We start from the raw sequence: 13,583 nt of genomic DNA on the forward strand, positions 1-13,583 counted from the left end.
GCGCATGACCTCGCACATTCCGACCGTGTCTGGATGCACGCGCGCACGATTGCCCACGGCGAGGGGATGGCGCCGTCGCGCATCCTTCTCTGCGCGGCCTATCTCCATGACCTCGTGAGCCTGCCGAAGGACCACCCAAAGCGAGCGAAGGCCGCGATGATGTCGGCTTCGGCCGCGGGGCCGGTGATGCAGGCGCTGGGCCTTTCGCCCTCCGAGATCGCTCAGGCCCGCCATGCGATCGAGGCGCACAGCTATTCCGGCGGTGGCCATCCGACCTCGCCCGAGGCGCGGATCCTGCGGGATGCCGACCGGCTGGAGGCGCTTGGCGCGGTGGGCGTGGCGCGGACCTTCGCGGTGGCCGGCGCGCTCGGCCGGCCGCTCTTTCACCCCGACGATCCCTTCGCGACCGACCGGCCGCTCGACGACCAGGCCTGGGCTCTCGACCATTTCGCGGTGAAGCTTCTGAAGCTGCCCGATACTTTCCTGACCGCGACCGGGCGGCGGCTCGCCGAGGAACGGGTGCAGGTCATGCGCCGCTTCCTCGCCGATCTCGCGCGTGACCTCGGGGCACGCGAGCCGGGCTGGTAGCGCGACGGAACTCCGCCGCTGCCCCGTGAGAGCCTCCGGGGGCGCGGAGGGAGGTTTTGATGATCCGCATGGTTTTGATGCTTCTGGCGCTTGCCGCCCTGCCCGGGGCGGCCCTGGCCGGACTCACCTCAGGTACGATCCGCCACGACGGGCTGGACCGGAGTTTCCGGCTTTACGTGCCGGAAGGGCTTGCCCGCTTTCCCGGCCCGCGACCGCTTGTCCTTGTCCTTCACGGCGGCGGCGGGTCTTCGCGCGAGGTTCGCTACGCCACCCGCGGCCGCTTCGATGCGCTGGCCGAGGAGAACGGCCTTCTCGTCCTCTATCCCGATGCGGTGCGGCGGATGTGGGACACCGGGTCGGGGGAGATGTCGCGCGGGCTCAGCCCGCGACGCGACGATCAAGGTTTCCTTGCGGCGCTGATCGCCTCGGTCGCGCGCGACCACCCGGTGGACCGGGCGCGGGTCTTCGCCACCGGCGTCTCGCGCGGCGGGATGATGGCCTATGCACTCGCCTGCGACACTCCCGGTCTCCTACGCGCCATCGCGCCGGTGGCGATGGTGCTGCCGGCGGCCGAGGCGCAGGACTGCGCCACGGGGGCGCCCCTGGGCTTCCTGCTCATCCACGGCACGGCCGACCCCTTCGTCCCCTACGCGGGCGGCGCCATCAACCTCGGGAGGCGCGACCGCGACCGGGTCCTGTCGGCCGAGGAGACGATGGCCGTCTTCGCCCGTCGGAACCGCTGCGACGGCGCCGTTGCCGCGCGGATCGGCAGCGTGGAGCGTCGCACCCTGACCGGGTGCGTCGCGTCGACCGGGTTCTACAGCGTCGGCGGGGGCGGGCATGGCTGGCCGGGGGGGCTCAAGGCCCTGCCGGGCGGGCGGGCAGGGCAGGTCAACACGGACATCTCTTCGCCGCACGAGATATGGGCCTTCTTCAGCCGGTTCTGACCGCGACCTCCCGCGCCTTCGACATCTGCACCGCAAGGATGCCCGCCGCCACGATCGCGACACCTGCGAGGTCGGCGGGCCCCACGCGTTCACTCAGAAGGACGGAGGCGACGAGCACGCCGAAGAACGGGTTCAGGAAGTGATAGGTCGCGGCTCGGACCGGGCCGATCCGCGCCACGAGCCGGAACCAGATCCAGGTGGCGATCAGGCCCGGCACCAGCGTCGTGTAGGCGAAGGCGAGGGCGAGGCGTGGGGTCCAGTGGACGGCGATCGTTTCGGTGGCGAGCGACGCCACGGCGAGAATCGCGGCACCGACGAACATCTGCAGTCCGACGATCATCAGGACGTTGCCGCCCGAGGACGCGCCCCGCACCGTGAGCGTCGCGATCGCGAGCGCAAGCGCGCCGATCCCGCACAGGACGACGCCCGAAAGGCTCACCCCGCCGGACAGGCGGGAGCCCATGATGATCGCCACGCCCGCAACCCCAGCAACGAGGCCGGCGAGGCCGACCGGCCTGATCCTCTGGCCGAGAAAGAGCCAGCCGAGCAGCGCCACCAGCAGCGGCATCGTGGAGGCGATGATCGAGGCAAGCGACGCCTCGATCTGCTGCATGGCGACGAAGTTTAGCCCGAGGTAGAGCGCGTTCTGGCAAAGCCCGAAGATCGCGACTGAGCGCCATTGACCGGGGGTGAGACGCCAGCTCTGCCCGAGGGCGCGGGCGATACCGACGCCGATGAGGCCAGATAGAAGGAAGCGAAGCGACAGCGCCGCCAGCGGCGGCGCGTCCGCGACGATCATCCGTGCCGAGGTGAAGGCCGAGGACCACATGAAGACGAAGGTGAGCCCCATGGCGATAGCGCGGATGTCCATGGCGTTCCCCTCACGTCCCGGGCGCCTATCTGCCCCGCCCGCTCGGCGGTGGCAAGACCCGAGCGGCGGCGGATGCGTTGGCTGTGCCGTACGGAAAGGGGGTCGGAAAAACGCAAGGGCCGCCCTCGGGGCGGCCCTTCCTTGCCGGCGGTCCGGCCATGTCGGCACGGCTCAGCCGTTGATCGAGTCCTTGAGCGACTTCGCCACGGAGATCTTCACGACCTTGTCGGCGGGCTTCGTCATCGTCTCGCCGGTGGCCGGGTTGCGCACCTGGCGTTCCGGCCGGGCGCGGCACTGCACCTTGCCGACTCCGGGAAGGGTCACGGCACCGCCGCCCGCCACGGCCCGGGCCACCACGGAGGCGATCGCGTCGAGGGCCGAAGAGGCCGTCTTCTTGTCCGACCCCATCTCGCCGGCGATGGCCGCCACGAGCTCGGTCTTGGTCATCGGTTTGGACATGTCTGTCTCCTCACTGTTGCCCGTCTGCTTGGGGCCTATCTGCGCCTTTTAGCGTCATGTAGTGGCGTTCCACAATGTTTTGTGGCGCGTGGCAAGCCATTTCCGCGCGTTTGTGGCGTATTTTCGCATCTTCCGCTGCGGCATCGGGGCGGTTTCAGAGGAAGGCGGTCTCCTCGAAGCTGCGCAACTTGCGGCTGTGGATGCGCTCGAGCGGCATGTCGCGCAGTCGCTCCATCGCCCGGACGCCGATGAGAAGGTGGCGGCTGACCTGTGTTCTGTAGAAATCGGTGGCCATCCCGGGCAGCTTCAACTCGCCGTGCAGCGGTTTGTCCGACACGCACAGAAGCGTTCCGTAGGGCACCCGGAAGCGGAAGCCGTTGGCGGCGATCGTCGCGCTTTCCATGTCGAGCGCGACGGCGCGGCTCTGGCTCAGCCTTTGAACCGGGCCGGTCTGGTCGCGGAGTTCCCAGTTGCGGTTGTCGACGGTGGCGACGGTACCGGTGCGCATGATCCGCTTCAACTCGAACCCGTCGAGGGCGGCGACCTCGGCCACCGCCTCCTGCAGAGCGATCTGGATTTCGGCGAGCGCCGGGATCGGCACCCATACCGGCAGGTCGTCGTCCAGCACCTTGTCCTCGCGCAGATAGGCATGGGCGAGGACGAAGTCGCCCAGCGACTGGCTGTTCCTGAGCCCGGCGCAATGGCCGACCATCAGCCATGCATGGGGTCTTAGCACCGCGATATGGTCCGTCGCGGTCTTGGCGTTGGAGGGGCCGACGCCGATGTTGACCAGCGTGATGCCCTGCCCGCCCCTTCGCTTGAGGTGATAGGAGGGCATCTGCGGCATCTTCGGCAGAAGCGGCAGGTCGCCGTCCGCGGTCGTGATCTCGTGGTTGCCGGGCGCCACGAAGGCGGTGTAGCCGGACGCCGGGTCGGCCAGCGCCTTGCGGGCGAAGTCCTCGAACTCGTCCACGTAGAACTGGTAGTTGGTGAAAAGGACGTGGTTCTGGAAGTGCCCGGGGTCCGTGGCGGTGTAATGCGCGAGCCGGGCGAGCGAGTAGTCGACGCGCTGGGCGGTGAAGGGCGCGAGATGGCCGGATCCGTCTAGGTTGGGCTTGGCGATGCCGTTCACGATGTCGTCGTTCGTCGTGGCAAGGTCCGGCACGTCGAAGATGTCGCGCAAGGGGAAGGAGAGAACACCCTCCTGCGGGACCGAGACGGAGGGGTTCGAGGCGACGGCGAAATGGATGGGGATCGGCGTGGCGCTCGGACCCACGATCACCGGCACGCCATGGTTGCGGATCAGCAGGTCAAGCTGCTGGATGAGGTAGTTGCGGAAGAGGTCGGGCCGGGTGATCGTGGCGCCATAGGTGCCGGGCACAGCGACATGGCCGAAGGAGAGCCGGCTGTCGGCTGTTGCATGAGTCTTCGTGGTGATGCGCACCTCGGGGTAGAAGGCGCGGACCCGAGCCGCAGGCGGGTTGCCGGCGAGCGTCTCCTTGAACCGATCAAAAAGGAAATGCGTCGCCTGGGCATAGAGGGCTTCGAGCCTTGCGACGGCGGCCTCGGCGTCGGTGAAGGGTTCGGCGGATGCGGCGGGCGGGAGGAGGATCGGGCTCTGGTCCTGGGCGTTCATGGCCTCTGGCTCCGGGGCGGGGCGGCGGGCCGGTGCCGGCGAATCTCCGGCTGGATCGGCGCAAGGGATCGCGGGCGGCTGGTCATGCCAGACCCTGCCAGAACCGGCCCGGCCGGGCAAGGGGCGGCCCCGTCAGCCCGCCGGCAGGCCGAGCGCGGCGAAGCCACGCGCCGCGAGGCGGGCGTGAAGCGCCCCGGCGTCGGCGGCAAGGCCGGCGTCATGCGGGCCGGGCGCCTTGTCGGTTGTAGGGCGCAGTTCCTCAGCCGCCGCCGGGATGACGCCGATCCGCCGCGCCACGGCCTCCCACACGGCGGGATCGGCGGACAGCGCCTCGTAGGGGACGAAGGTCACGTTCGGATGCGCCGCCTCCACCTGGTCGAGCGCGCCATAGACGGCAAGCCAGAGCCGGAGCCAGTAGTCGAGTGTCATCGGGTCGCCGGCAGGGCGGCCGCCGAAGAGGAACGGCCGGTGCGTCGCCCCGAACTCGTGATGGCCGAGCCAGGTCATGTAGTCGCGGGTGAAGGCGTCGGCCGCCAAGAACCGCTGGTGCTGGCCAAGCAGGCTCGCCGCATGGTCGAGCGGGCGGCGAAGCGGCACGAGGAACGTCGCTTCCGGCATTGCCGCGGCCAGCGCTCCAAGCCTGAGGACGGTGTTGTTGTTCTTCGAGACATAGCGCGCCTTGCCGGTCTTCAGGAGCACGAGCCGGATGAGGTCGCGGTAGCCCTGGATCAACTCCGCATCCGGGTGATGCGGCGAAAGGCCCTCGGCGCCGATGTAGTCCCTTCCGGCGAAGACGCGCCAGTAGACCTCGTCCAGCGCCTCGGGGCTGGCCATGTCCACCTCGATCCCGTCGCCATGTGCCCGCTCCGTCCGGACGCCCGGCCGGTGTCCCTTGCGGCTCAGCCGCGCCCAGAGATTCGGGGCGAGCACGAAGGGCATGTCGGCATAGGTGAGCGACCCGAACTGCCCGGTGCGATGGATCTCCCGCATCAGGATCGTCGTCCCCGCGCGCGCCAGGCCGGTGACGAAGACATGGGCGCCGGTATCGGCGGGCGCCTTTTTCAGGAACATGCCCCGCTCGATGTCATGGGCCATTTCGCCAAGCGCCGGCGAGGCGAGCGCCACCCGGTGCAGAAGCCGGTCGAGCGCGGAATAGTCAGCCACGGCCCACCCTAAGCCTGAGCCTGAGCCAGATGTAGCCGATCGAAACGAGGCAGAGCACAAGGATTACCAGGGGCCGCATCAGCGCGGCGCCCCAGGCCGCGAAGCCCCCGGGAAAGGCGAACCCGAGAACCGCGACCGGCGCGAGCGCGAGCATCAGCAGCGCGAAGAACTGGACCGAGCCCTTGCCGATCACCCAGGAATAGCGTGGCAGCACACGCTCCTTCCAGTGGTCGGAGATGCGCTTGCTGGTCAGTACGCGGCCGGATTTCCTGGCCGTTTCCGTGACGCGGCGGATGACCGGCAAGAGCGGCAGTCGCAGGAAAGCCTCGCTGGCCGCGACGGCCGCGATCAGGACGAAGAGCCAGAGCATCGCGTTCAGGCCGCGGGCTTGCCGCTATCGGTCGTTTTCGCGGCCTTCGACTTCCGGCCCTTCATCAGCCTCTTGATCGGGTAGTAGATGACCGCGACGATGGCGAGGAAGATGGAGCCGAGCACACCGAGCACGGCAGCGATAGCGCCAGCGCCGACGCCGGGACCGATGTAGGCGAGAGCTGCCGAGGGAACAGCACAGAGGGCAACTGCGGCAATGAATGCGGGAAATCGCGTCTTCAGCATCGAAATTCTCTTTCTGGTCGCGCAGGATCCTGCCGGGCCCCGCTGCGGCGGCGTCCGGACCTCGTCGAAACCATGCCAGATTTTTCCCCGCGATGCCAAGGATTTCCCGACGGTGACGATGGTCATGCAGCGCTGCACCGCCTGGTCTGCGCATCAAACTCCCGGATCGATGGCCATTGTCTCTGCGGCCCCACCCCTTGACCGCTTGGCAGGGCGTCGCCCGCGTGATCTAGTGCCGGCGAGCCAATCCCGCGAGCCCGCGCCATGCCCAAGCCCGCCGTCGAGATCGCCTACTGCACCCAATGCAACTGGCTCCTTCGCTCCGGCTGGATGGCGCAGGAGCTTCTGTCCACCTTCGGGCCGGACCTCGGGTCGGTGACGCTCGTCCCCGGCACCGGCGGCATCTTCGAGATCCGGCTGGATGGCGAGCTCCTCTGGGAACGCAAGCGCGACGGCGGATTTCCCGACGTGAAAGCCCTGAAGCAGTTGGTGCGCGACCAGATCGACCCCGCGCGCGACCTCGGCCATCTGGACCGTGCAGGCAGGGAGGGCTCATGACGCTGTCCGCCTCCGACCTGCTCTGGATCTTCGTCATCCTGACGATGCTGCAGCCGATGCTGACACGGAAGATCATCGAGGCGAAGCGACTTGGCATGATCTCCCGGATCGAGAAGGCGCGCGGCAGCCGGGTGATCCTGATGGTCCACCGGCAGGAGACGATGAGCCTGCTCGGCTTTCCGCTCATGCGCTACATCGACATCCAGGACAGCGAGGACGTGCTGCGCGCGATCCGGATGACCGACGACGAGATGCCGCTCGACATCGTCCTGCACACGCCGGGCGGGCTCGTTCTCGCGGCGCTGCAGATCGCCCGCGCGGTGGAGGCGCATCGGGGCAAGGTCACCGTCTTCGTGCCGCACCATGCCATGTCCGGCGGGACGCTGGTGGCGCTCGCCGCCGACGAGATCGTGATGTGCGACCATTCCGTACTCGGCCCCATCGACCCGCAGGTGAACCAGTATCCGGCGGCCTCCATCCTGTCCGCGGTGCAGAGCAAGCCCGTGGCGGATCTCGACGACGAGACGCTCATTCTTGCAGATGTGAGCCGCAAGGCGATTGCGCAGGTGATCCGTGCCGCGACCGAACTGCTGGCGGTGCGGATGCCGCCCGGCGAGGCGGCGGCGCTGGCGGAAAAGCTCGCCTCGGGTGACTGGACGCACGACTATCCGATCCCGGCGGCCGAGGCGAAGGGGCTGGGACTGCCGGTCACGACCGACATGCCCGAGGACGTGCTGACACTGATGACCCTCTATCCGCAGCCGGTGCGCCAGTCGGGCGGCGTGGAGTTCCTGCCGTTCCCGCGCGAACGGCCCGGCAAGGTGCGCCGGGGGTGATCACGCCTTGCGGAAGCTGACGATCCAGCCGGTATCGCCCGCATGGGCGCCCTCGGCGTCCGGGCCGTAGATGTCGAAAGGCTCGGTCCGGAATCCCTTGATCCGCCCGCCGAGCGATGCGAAACGCTGCGCAAAGCCCATGCGCTCGTAGACCGCGGAATGAACCGTGACCGCGAAGAGCGCCCCCGGCGAAGCGACGCGCAGCAGTTCCTCGAAGGCCTCCGGGCCGACATGGCCGTGGGTGAAGGTTCCGGCACTGATCAGGCCGGAATAGACACTGTTCCCGATGGGAAGGACGGCAGTCAGATCGGCGCGGATCACCTGCCGGTAGATGCCCTTCCCGGCCGCCACCGCCAGCATCTCGGCGGAAATGTCGATAGCGTCGACCGGCCCGGTCCCTATGCGGGCGAGTGCCTCGGCCACGAGCCCGGTGCCGGCCCCGACGTCGAGAACCGGCCCCCGGCCGCCCAGCGCGGCAAAGACCGCCGCCACGGCATGAGGACTGCGGTAGCCCATGCCGGCCGCGAAGTCCCGGTCGTAGCGCGCGGCCCAGTCGCGGTAGTAGCGCACCGAATCCTCGGGCGTCCTCAGCGCGTAGACAGCATCCAGGTCATCGGTCTTGCCGGTCATGGACTCATCCCGCCACGCGGCCCCCGCGGCGTCAAGCGCCCTTGCGCTCGTCGGTCCGGGCCCGGATAGTCGGGCCATGACCGGAACCCTGCTCTCCCTTGGCCACGGCTATTCCGCCGCCGCCCTCGCCCGCCGCCTCGGCCCCGGCTGGCGGATCATCGGCACGACGCGGAGCGCTGAGAAGGCCGACCGCCTTGCCAGCGAGGCGGTGGAGCCGCTGATCTGGCCCGGGGCCGACCTCGGTTCCGCCTTCGCGGCGGCGACGCATGTCCTCGCCTCCATCGCCCCCGATGCCGCGGGCGACCCGGTGCTCGCCCGGCATGGCGCGGCGATCGCCGCCGCCGCGCCACATCTTCAGTGGGTGGGCTATCTTTCCACGACCGGCGTCTATGGCGACCATGGGGGCGGCTGGGTCGACGAAGGGACGCCACTTCTGCCGACAACGACCCGCGGGCGCCAGCGGCTTCTGGCCGAAGAGCAGTGGCAGGCGCTTGCCGCGCGCAGCGGGCTTCCGCTCCACATCTTCCGCCTGGCCGGAATCTACGGCCCCGGCCGCGGCCCCTTCGAGAAGGTGAGGAACGGGATCGCCCGGCGCATCGTCCGCGACAACCAGTATTTCAGCCGCATCCATGTGGATGACATCGCCGCCGTCCTCGCCGCCTCCATCGCGCGCCCGGATCCCGGCGCGATCTACAATGTCGCCGACGACGACCCGTCCCCGCCCGAGGACGTGCTGACCGAGGCGGCGCGCCTTCTCGGCCTGCCCCTGCCGCCCGAGGTGCCGTTCGAGGAAGCCGAGATGACCCCGCTCGCGCGCAGCTTCTATGCGGAATCGAAGCGGGTCCGGAACGACCGGATCAAGCGCGAGCTTGGCGTGCGGTTGGTCTATCCGGACTATCGGGCGGGGCTCAGGCGCCTTCTCGCCGACGAAGACTGAGCACCGGAACCCGACCCCTCTCCCCGCGTTGGCTGTGGTACGCGACCAACCTCGGAGACACCCGATGAAGAAGTTCCTGCTCCTCCTGCCGCTCGCCGCGGGCCTCGCGGCCTGCCAGAACACCACCGATCAGAACGTCGCCACCGGGGCGCTGACGGGTGCCGCTGTCGGCGCGATCGCCTCTGACGATGGCGACAAGCTTCAAGGTGCGGTGCTCGGAGGCGCAGCCGGTGCGGCCGTCGGCGGCCTCGTCAGTGCCGCCAACCAGCCGCGCCAGTGCACCTACCGCTACCCCAGCGGCTACACCTACGTGGCCGCCTGCCCGTGACCCCGTTTCGTAACGAGTGACGCCGACAAGCGTAGAGTTCGTGCGCGCGTCAGGCGCGCACGAGCTTCTCGTACTCGCTCGCCACCCGCTGCGTCAGCGCGCCGACCTCGAAATTGTAGTCCCCGATCTGGCCCACGGGCGTGACCTCGGCCGCCGTTCCGGTCAGCCAGCACTGTTCGAAGCCCTCCAGTTCCTCGGGCAGGATGTGGCGTTCATGCACCTTCACCTGCATGTCCTTCAGCATCCCGATGACGGTCTGCCGGGTGATGCCGTTCAGGAAGCAGTCGGCCTTCGGGGTGTGCACCTCGCCATTCTTGACGAAGAAGATGTTCGCCCCGGTCGCCTCGGCGACATAGCCGCGATAATCGAACATCATCGCATCCGAACAGCCCTTCGCCTCGGCAGCGTGCTTGGACATGGTGCAGATCATGTAGAGGCCAGCCGCCTTGGCCTCCGACGGAATCGTCTCCGGCGATGGCCGCTTCCACTTCGAGATGTCGAGCTTGGCGCCGCGCGTTTTCGCGTCGCCGTAGTAGTTGCCCCATTCCCAGCCCGCGACCGCGACGCGGATCGGGTTGCGGCGGGCGGAAACGCCCATGTCCTCGCCCGCGCCGCGCCACGCCAGCGCGCGGACATAGGCGTTGGTCCAGCCGTTGGCCTTCAGCATCGCCTCCTTGGCGGCGTCGATCTCGTCGGCCGAATAGGGCAGTTCCATGTCCAGCAGTTCTGCCGAGCGGCGCAGGCGCAGGGAGTGCTCGTGGCCCTTGAAAATCCTGCCGTCGTAGCAGCGCTCGCCCTCGAATACGGCCGACGCATAGTGCAGGGCGTGGGTCAGGATATGGACCTGAGCCGCGCGCCACTCCACCAGCTTGCCGTCCATCCAGATCTTGCCGTCGCGGTCGTCATAGGCCCCTGCCATCGCATCCTCCTCGGGCGCACCCGTTTTACATAAGTTGCGCAAACTAGGTCCGCTTCGGACATAATGTTGCGCGAAATCGAAGACTCGCTAGCAGTTGAGTCTTGGAAAGTCAACATCGCTGACATAAAATCCCGTCCGAGGCTGGTGCGGAGGTGTCGGTACATGGTTGCGCAGAGCAAGGCGACCCAGGGGGGCGAAAGCCTCCTCTTCCTGACCGATGAACAGCTTCGCAAGGGAATCGAGGCGATGTTCTTCGCCTACCGCGCCTTCACCGCCGACCCAGACCGGATTCTGGAAAATCACGAATACGGCCGCGCCCATCACCGCGCGATCCATTTCATCAACCGCCAGCCCGGGCTGACGGTGAACGCGCTTCTCTCGACCCTGGGCGTCACGAAGCAGTCGTTGAACCGGGTGCTTAGGACGCTTGTGGACGACGGACTGGTGGAGGCCCGCGTCGGCCGGCGCGACAAGCGCGAACGCAACCTCTTCCTGACGGAGAAGGGCGCCATGCTGGAACGCGAACTCAGCGACGCCCAGCGTGCGCGGATGCGCGCGGCTTACCGCGCGGCGGGCCCGGCGGCGGTGGCCGGGTTTCGCCAGGTGCTGGAGGCGATGATGGACCCGGACATCCGGCGACAATATCAGGCGATCAAGGACGGTGCGGCATGACGGCCCAACCCGACACCCACCTTCTCATCGTCGATGACGATGAGCGCATCCGCTCGCTCCTCCAGAAGTTCCTGATCCGGAACGGTTTCTGGGTGACGACGGCGCGCGACGCCGCGCATGCGCGGCGGATCCTCGCCGGGCTCGACTTCGACCTGATCGTGATGGACGTGATGATGCCGGGCGAGGACGGGATCAGCCTCACGCGGGAGCTCCGCGCGAAGATGGCGACGCCGATCCTTCTGCTGACCGCGCGGGGCGAAACCTCCGACCGGATAGCGGGACTGGAGGCCGGGGCCGACGACTATCTCGCCAAGCCCTTCGAGCCGAGGGAGCTTCTCCTGCGGATCAACGCCATCCTCAGACGCACCCCGGCGAAAGTGGAACCGAAGCTGCCCAAGGTCCTCGCCATGGGCGAGGTGCGCTACGACGTCGACCGCGGCGAGATGTGGCGTGGCAGCAACCTCATCCGGCTGACCGCGACCGAGGCGGCGCTGATGCGCATCTTTGCCGCGCGCCCCGGCGAGCCGGTCAGCAGGACCTCGCTGGTGGAGGACCTGAACCGCGGCGGCGGACGCGGCGATACCGGCCAGACCCAGGAACGCGCGGTGGACGTGCAGATCACACGGCTCCGCCGCAAGTTCGAGACCGACCCCAAGCAGCCCCGCTACCTCCAGACGGTGCGCGGCGCGGGCTACATGCTCGCGCCGGACTAGGGTTCAGTAGCGCTTCAGCGGCACGCGGACGCCGAGCGAGATCACGCTGTCGTTGCGGTCGACGTTGAGCGCCTCGCGCGGAGGCTGCCCGCCGGTGAGGGGCGTCGTACTGCCCTCGGCATTACCGAAATCGTAGTAACGCCAGGAAAGGTCGACCAGCACCGGATGCTGCCCGGCGCGCGTTACCTGGACCTCCACGCCCATTCCGATCGAATAGGCCAGATCGACGCTGCTCTTGCCGGCGAAACTGCGCACCGGATCCGGTGCGGCTGCGTTGGTACGTGTCCAGTCGCTCATCTGGTTCCGCGCGAAACCCAGGCCGGCCACAAGATAGGGCTGAATGCGCGAGTTCACCCCGCGCTGCTCAAGCGGCGAATAGTAGACGCTGCCCATCAGCGCCGTGGTCCGAACGCTCGCCGCCGTGATGTCGGCGTGGGGACCGGGCACTGCGGGTGCCGTGTAAGACCAAGGGCCGGTGGCGTCAATCTCGCCGGCGGAGACGAGCCCGACGTCGCCGCGAAACCCGTTCATCCAGTCGAAGCCGATGGCCGCGGCAACAAAGGCGTTGTCGTCGTCGCCGGCGCTGAAGAAGACGCGCGGATCGCCGGCGCCCGGCGGAACCCAGTTGGCATCGTCAAGACCCGTGGCTGCCCGACCGGCCTCGAATCTGACATAGGGACCAAAGGTGACGCTTTCCGACGACCTGCCAAAAAGTGTCCGTCCGTAGTCTACCGGGGTCTCCCCCGCCGAAAGGCTCGTTGCCGTCATCGCAGCCAGAGCGGCGCTGGTCCAGGTTGCCCGCATTGCCTTTCCTTCCTGCCCGACGCTGGCCACTTGTTGTTCGCCGCGGCGTCAGAATGGATACCGCGGCGCGACAACCTCAAGTCCCAATTGAATGTTTTGCTCTAACCGTGACCCGTTTTCACCGCGATCCGGATCGCGTCCGCATCCGCCGCGAGCGCTGCGGCGGCGGAACCGGTCACCGGCGCCCCGAGAATCGTCGTCACCGCCGTCACGGAGTCGGCGGTGATCGGAATGTTCTTATCCGAAGCGACGCCCAGGAAGGCTGCCAGCAGATTTCCGTTGGTGTTGCTGATCTCTCCGGTGCTGGTCAACACCGAAGAGCCGTCCAGCGCATCCTCGAAAAGCGCGAGGTTCTGAAGCGGCGAGTCGATGTACGAAAGATTGTCGAAGTTCGTCGACAAAGCGGCAATCATCTCGTTCAGATCCATCGAGTAGAAATCCGCCATCTCGGGCGTCAGGGATGCAAGTGCCTCGTCGTAGGCACGCTGCAGGACGTGACTCGGTGCTCGCACCACGTTCAGCCGCCCGAGCTCCACTTCGAGAATGCCTTCGCGCGCCCAGACGGGGCGCCCGCCGGCACCGGGCTGGCCGCGGCCCGCGCCTGCGCCCTGGCCGTGCCCGCCGGTGCCGGCACCGCTTCCATGCCCGCCGCTGTGGCCGCCGCTGCCGCCGCTGTGACCGCCGCTGTGGCCACTGTGACCGCCGCTGTGGCCGGAGTCATCGTGTTCCTCGCCGTCGTGGCCGCCGCCGCCATGACTGCCGCCCGTGTGCTGGGCATAGGCAGCGCCGCCGAATGCCGGATGGAACGGACCACCGGGCACGAACGCAAAGGCGGCCGCCCCAACGATCACGATGCTCAGATGCCGCCAGCGCGGGACCAATCCTTCAGATGTCATGAACCGTCTC

General features: G+C 68.2%; 18 protein-coding genes. 8 read left to right on the forward strand and 10 right to left on the reverse strand.

Going from position 1 to position 13,583, the window contains the following annotated elements:
- Positions 1–588 (forward strand): HD domain-containing protein (locus ACMUOO_RS05955; protein ID WP_413854935.1); only part of this gene is annotated, 588 nt, incomplete at its 5' end.
- A 59-nt stretch (positions 589–647) separates the two neighbouring features.
- A complete protein-coding gene (locus tag ACMUOO_RS05960; RefSeq protein ID WP_413854936.1) occupies positions 648–1,535 on the forward strand; it encodes an alpha/beta hydrolase family esterase in 888 nt (295 codons plus the stop codon).
- Here the strand turns inward: ACMUOO_RS05960 and ACMUOO_RS05965 are convergent.
- The 6 genes from ACMUOO_RS05965 to ACMUOO_RS05990 all read right to left on the reverse strand — a co-directional run bounded on the left by ACMUOO_RS05965 (position 1,522) and on the right by ACMUOO_RS05990 (position 6,406).
- Entirely contained in the window at positions 1,522–2,406 is an 885-nt protein-coding gene (locus ACMUOO_RS05965) for a DMT family transporter (protein ID WP_301919698.1), read from the reverse strand. The two genes, ACMUOO_RS05960 and ACMUOO_RS05965, sit on opposite strands and share 14 nt — an antisense overlap.
- Positions 2,407–2,577: 171 nt before the next feature.
- Positions 2,578–2,865, reverse strand: a complete 288-nt coding sequence (locus tag ACMUOO_RS05970; protein ID WP_301919697.1) for an HU family DNA-binding protein — start codon at positions 2,863–2,865, stop codon at positions 2,578–2,580.
- A 154-nt stretch (positions 2,866–3,019) separates the two neighbouring features.
- Positions 3,020–4,501 carry an AMP nucleosidase gene (locus ACMUOO_RS05975; protein WP_301919696.1) on the reverse strand — a complete coding sequence of 494 codons (1,482 nt, stop codon included), beginning with the start codon at positions 4,499–4,501 and terminating at the stop codon, positions 3,020–3,022.
- Between the two features lie 132 nt (positions 4,502–4,633).
- On the reverse strand, positions 4,634–5,665 hold the full coding sequence (locus ACMUOO_RS05980) for a sulfotransferase (RefSeq protein WP_301919695.1): 1,032 nt from the start codon (positions 5,663–5,665) through the stop codon (positions 4,634–4,636).
- On the reverse strand, positions 5,658–6,035 hold the full coding sequence (locus ACMUOO_RS05985; protein WP_301919694.1) for a hypothetical protein: 378 nt from the start codon (positions 6,033–6,035) through the stop codon (positions 5,658–5,660). The genes ACMUOO_RS05980 and ACMUOO_RS05985 overlap by 8 nt, the downstream gene beginning before the upstream one ends.
- A 5-nt stretch (positions 6,036–6,040) precedes the next feature.
- Positions 6,041–6,406 carry a hypothetical protein gene (locus tag ACMUOO_RS05990; RefSeq protein ID WP_301919693.1) on the reverse strand — a complete coding sequence of 122 codons (366 nt, stop codon included), beginning with the start codon at positions 6,404–6,406 and terminating at the stop codon, positions 6,041–6,043.
- Positions 6,407–6,544: 138 nt separating this feature from the next.
- Between ACMUOO_RS05990 and ACMUOO_RS05995 the strand changes: the two genes are divergently transcribed.
- Positions 6,545–6,838 carry a SelT/SelW/SelH family protein gene (locus ACMUOO_RS05995; protein WP_301919692.1) on the forward strand — a complete coding sequence of 98 codons (294 nt, stop codon included), beginning with the start codon at positions 6,545–6,547 and terminating at the stop codon, positions 6,836–6,838.
- Positions 6,835–7,674, forward strand: coding sequence for an SDH family Clp fold serine proteinase (locus tag ACMUOO_RS06000; protein WP_301919691.1), 840 nt, complete (start codon positions 6,835–6,837; stop codon positions 7,672–7,674). Before ACMUOO_RS05995 ends, ACMUOO_RS06000 begins: the two co-directional genes overlap by 4 nt.
- Here ACMUOO_RS06000 and ACMUOO_RS06005 read toward each other — a convergent pair whose 3' ends face one another.
- On the reverse strand, positions 7,675–8,304 hold the full coding sequence (locus tag ACMUOO_RS06005) for a class I SAM-dependent DNA methyltransferase (RefSeq protein ID WP_301919690.1): 630 nt from the start codon (positions 8,302–8,304) through the stop codon (positions 7,675–7,677). It lies immediately after the preceding gene.
- A gap of 76 nt (positions 8,305–8,380) precedes the next feature.
- Between ACMUOO_RS06005 and ACMUOO_RS06010 the strand changes: the two genes are divergently transcribed.
- Together ACMUOO_RS06010 and ACMUOO_RS06015 are read left to right on the forward strand one after the other, a co-directional pair.
- A complete protein-coding gene (locus ACMUOO_RS06010; RefSeq protein ID WP_301919689.1) occupies positions 8,381–9,241 on the forward strand; it encodes an SDR family oxidoreductase in 861 nt (286 codons plus the stop codon).
- Positions 9,242–9,305: 64 nt separating this feature from the next.
- Positions 9,306–9,569: a YMGG-like glycine zipper-containing protein gene (locus tag ACMUOO_RS06015; protein ID WP_301919688.1), complete on the forward strand. Its 264-nt coding sequence runs from the start codon at positions 9,306–9,308 to the stop codon at positions 9,567–9,569.
- Between the two features lie 49 nt (positions 9,570–9,618).
- Here ACMUOO_RS06015 and ACMUOO_RS06020 read toward each other — a convergent pair whose 3' ends face one another.
- Positions 9,619–10,488, reverse strand: coding sequence for a branched-chain amino acid aminotransferase (locus tag ACMUOO_RS06020; protein WP_301919687.1), 870 nt, complete (start codon positions 10,486–10,488; stop codon positions 9,619–9,621).
- A gap of 162 nt (positions 10,489–10,650) precedes the next feature.
- Between ACMUOO_RS06020 and ACMUOO_RS06025 the strand changes: the two genes are divergently transcribed.
- Both ACMUOO_RS06025 and ACMUOO_RS06030 read left to right on the forward strand, forming a co-directional pair.
- Positions 10,651–11,160, forward strand: coding sequence for a MarR family winged helix-turn-helix transcriptional regulator (locus ACMUOO_RS06025; RefSeq protein ID WP_301919686.1), 510 nt, complete (start codon positions 10,651–10,653; stop codon positions 11,158–11,160).
- On the forward strand, positions 11,157–11,873 hold the full coding sequence (locus tag ACMUOO_RS06030; protein ID WP_301919685.1) for a response regulator: 717 nt from the start codon (positions 11,157–11,159) through the stop codon (positions 11,871–11,873). The genes ACMUOO_RS06025 and ACMUOO_RS06030 overlap by 4 nt, the downstream gene beginning before the upstream one ends.
- A gap of 3 nt (positions 11,874–11,876) precedes the next feature.
- Here ACMUOO_RS06030 and ACMUOO_RS06035 read toward each other — a convergent pair whose 3' ends face one another.
- Positions 11,877–12,677, reverse strand: a complete 801-nt coding sequence (locus ACMUOO_RS06035; RefSeq protein ID WP_413854937.1) for an outer membrane protein — start codon at positions 12,675–12,677, stop codon at positions 11,877–11,879.
- A 101-nt stretch (positions 12,678–12,778) separates the two neighbouring features.
- Entirely contained in the window at positions 12,779–13,573 is a 795-nt protein-coding gene (locus tag ACMUOO_RS06040) for a hypothetical protein (RefSeq protein WP_301919683.1), read from the reverse strand.
- Between the last annotated feature and the right edge of the window lie 10 nt (positions 13,574–13,583).

This window comes from Albidovulum sp., assembly GCF_041919395.1.
GTDB lineage: Bacteria > Pseudomonadota > Alphaproteobacteria > Rhodobacterales > Rhodobacteraceae > Albidovulum.

What these genes read in the sequence shown, in the direction of transcription:
- ACMUOO_RS05960 (WP_413854936.1), top strand. Translation starts at nt 648, where the DNA reads ATGATCCGCATGGTTTTGATGCTTCTGGCGCTTGCCGCCCTGCCCGGG.
- ACMUOO_RS05965 (WP_301919698.1), bottom strand. Translation starts at nt 2,406, where the DNA reads ATGGACATCCGCGCTATCGCCATGGGGCTCACCTTCGTCTTCATGTGG.
- ACMUOO_RS05970 (WP_301919697.1), bottom strand. Translation starts at nt 2,865, where the DNA reads ATGTCCAAACCGATGACCAAGACCGAGCTCGTGGCGGCCATCGCCGGC.
- ACMUOO_RS05975 (WP_301919696.1), bottom strand. Translation starts at nt 4,501, where the DNA reads ATGAACGCCCAGGACCAGAGCCCGATCCTCCTCCCGCCCGCCGCATCC.
- ACMUOO_RS05985 (WP_301919694.1), bottom strand. Translation starts at nt 6,035, where the DNA reads ATGCTCTGGCTCTTCGTCCTGATCGCGGCCGTCGCGGCCAGCGAGGCT.
- ACMUOO_RS05990 (WP_301919693.1), bottom strand. Translation starts at nt 6,406, where the DNA reads ATGACCATCGTCACCGTCGGGAAATCCTTGGCATCGCGGGGAAAAATC.
- ACMUOO_RS05995 (WP_301919692.1), top strand. Translation starts at nt 6,545, where the DNA reads ATGCCCAAGCCCGCCGTCGAGATCGCCTACTGCACCCAATGCAACTGG.
- ACMUOO_RS06000 (WP_301919691.1), top strand. Translation starts at nt 6,835, where the DNA reads ATGACGCTGTCCGCCTCCGACCTGCTCTGGATCTTCGTCATCCTGACG.
- ACMUOO_RS06005 (WP_301919690.1), bottom strand. Translation starts at nt 8,304, where the DNA reads ATGACCGGCAAGACCGATGACCTGGATGCTGTCTACGCGCTGAGGACG.
- ACMUOO_RS06010 (WP_301919689.1), top strand. Translation starts at nt 8,381, where the DNA reads ATGACCGGAACCCTGCTCTCCCTTGGCCACGGCTATTCCGCCGCCGCC.
- ACMUOO_RS06015 (WP_301919688.1), top strand. Translation starts at nt 9,306, where the DNA reads ATGAAGAAGTTCCTGCTCCTCCTGCCGCTCGCCGCGGGCCTCGCGGCC.
- ACMUOO_RS06020 (WP_301919687.1), bottom strand. Translation starts at nt 10,488, where the DNA reads ATGGCAGGGGCCTATGACGACCGCGACGGCAAGATCTGGATGGACGGC.
- ACMUOO_RS06025 (WP_301919686.1), top strand. Translation starts at nt 10,651, where the DNA reads ATGGTTGCGCAGAGCAAGGCGACCCAGGGGGGCGAAAGCCTCCTCTTC.
- ACMUOO_RS06030 (WP_301919685.1), top strand. Translation starts at nt 11,157, where the DNA reads ATGACGGCCCAACCCGACACCCACCTTCTCATCGTCGATGACGATGAG.
- ACMUOO_RS06035 (WP_413854937.1), bottom strand. Translation starts at nt 12,677, where the DNA reads ATGCGGGCAACCTGGACCAGCGCCGCTCTGGCTGCGATGACGGCAACG.
- ACMUOO_RS06040 (WP_301919683.1), bottom strand. Translation starts at nt 13,573, where the DNA reads ATGACATCTGAAGGATTGGTCCCGCGCTGGCGGCATCTGAGCATCGTG.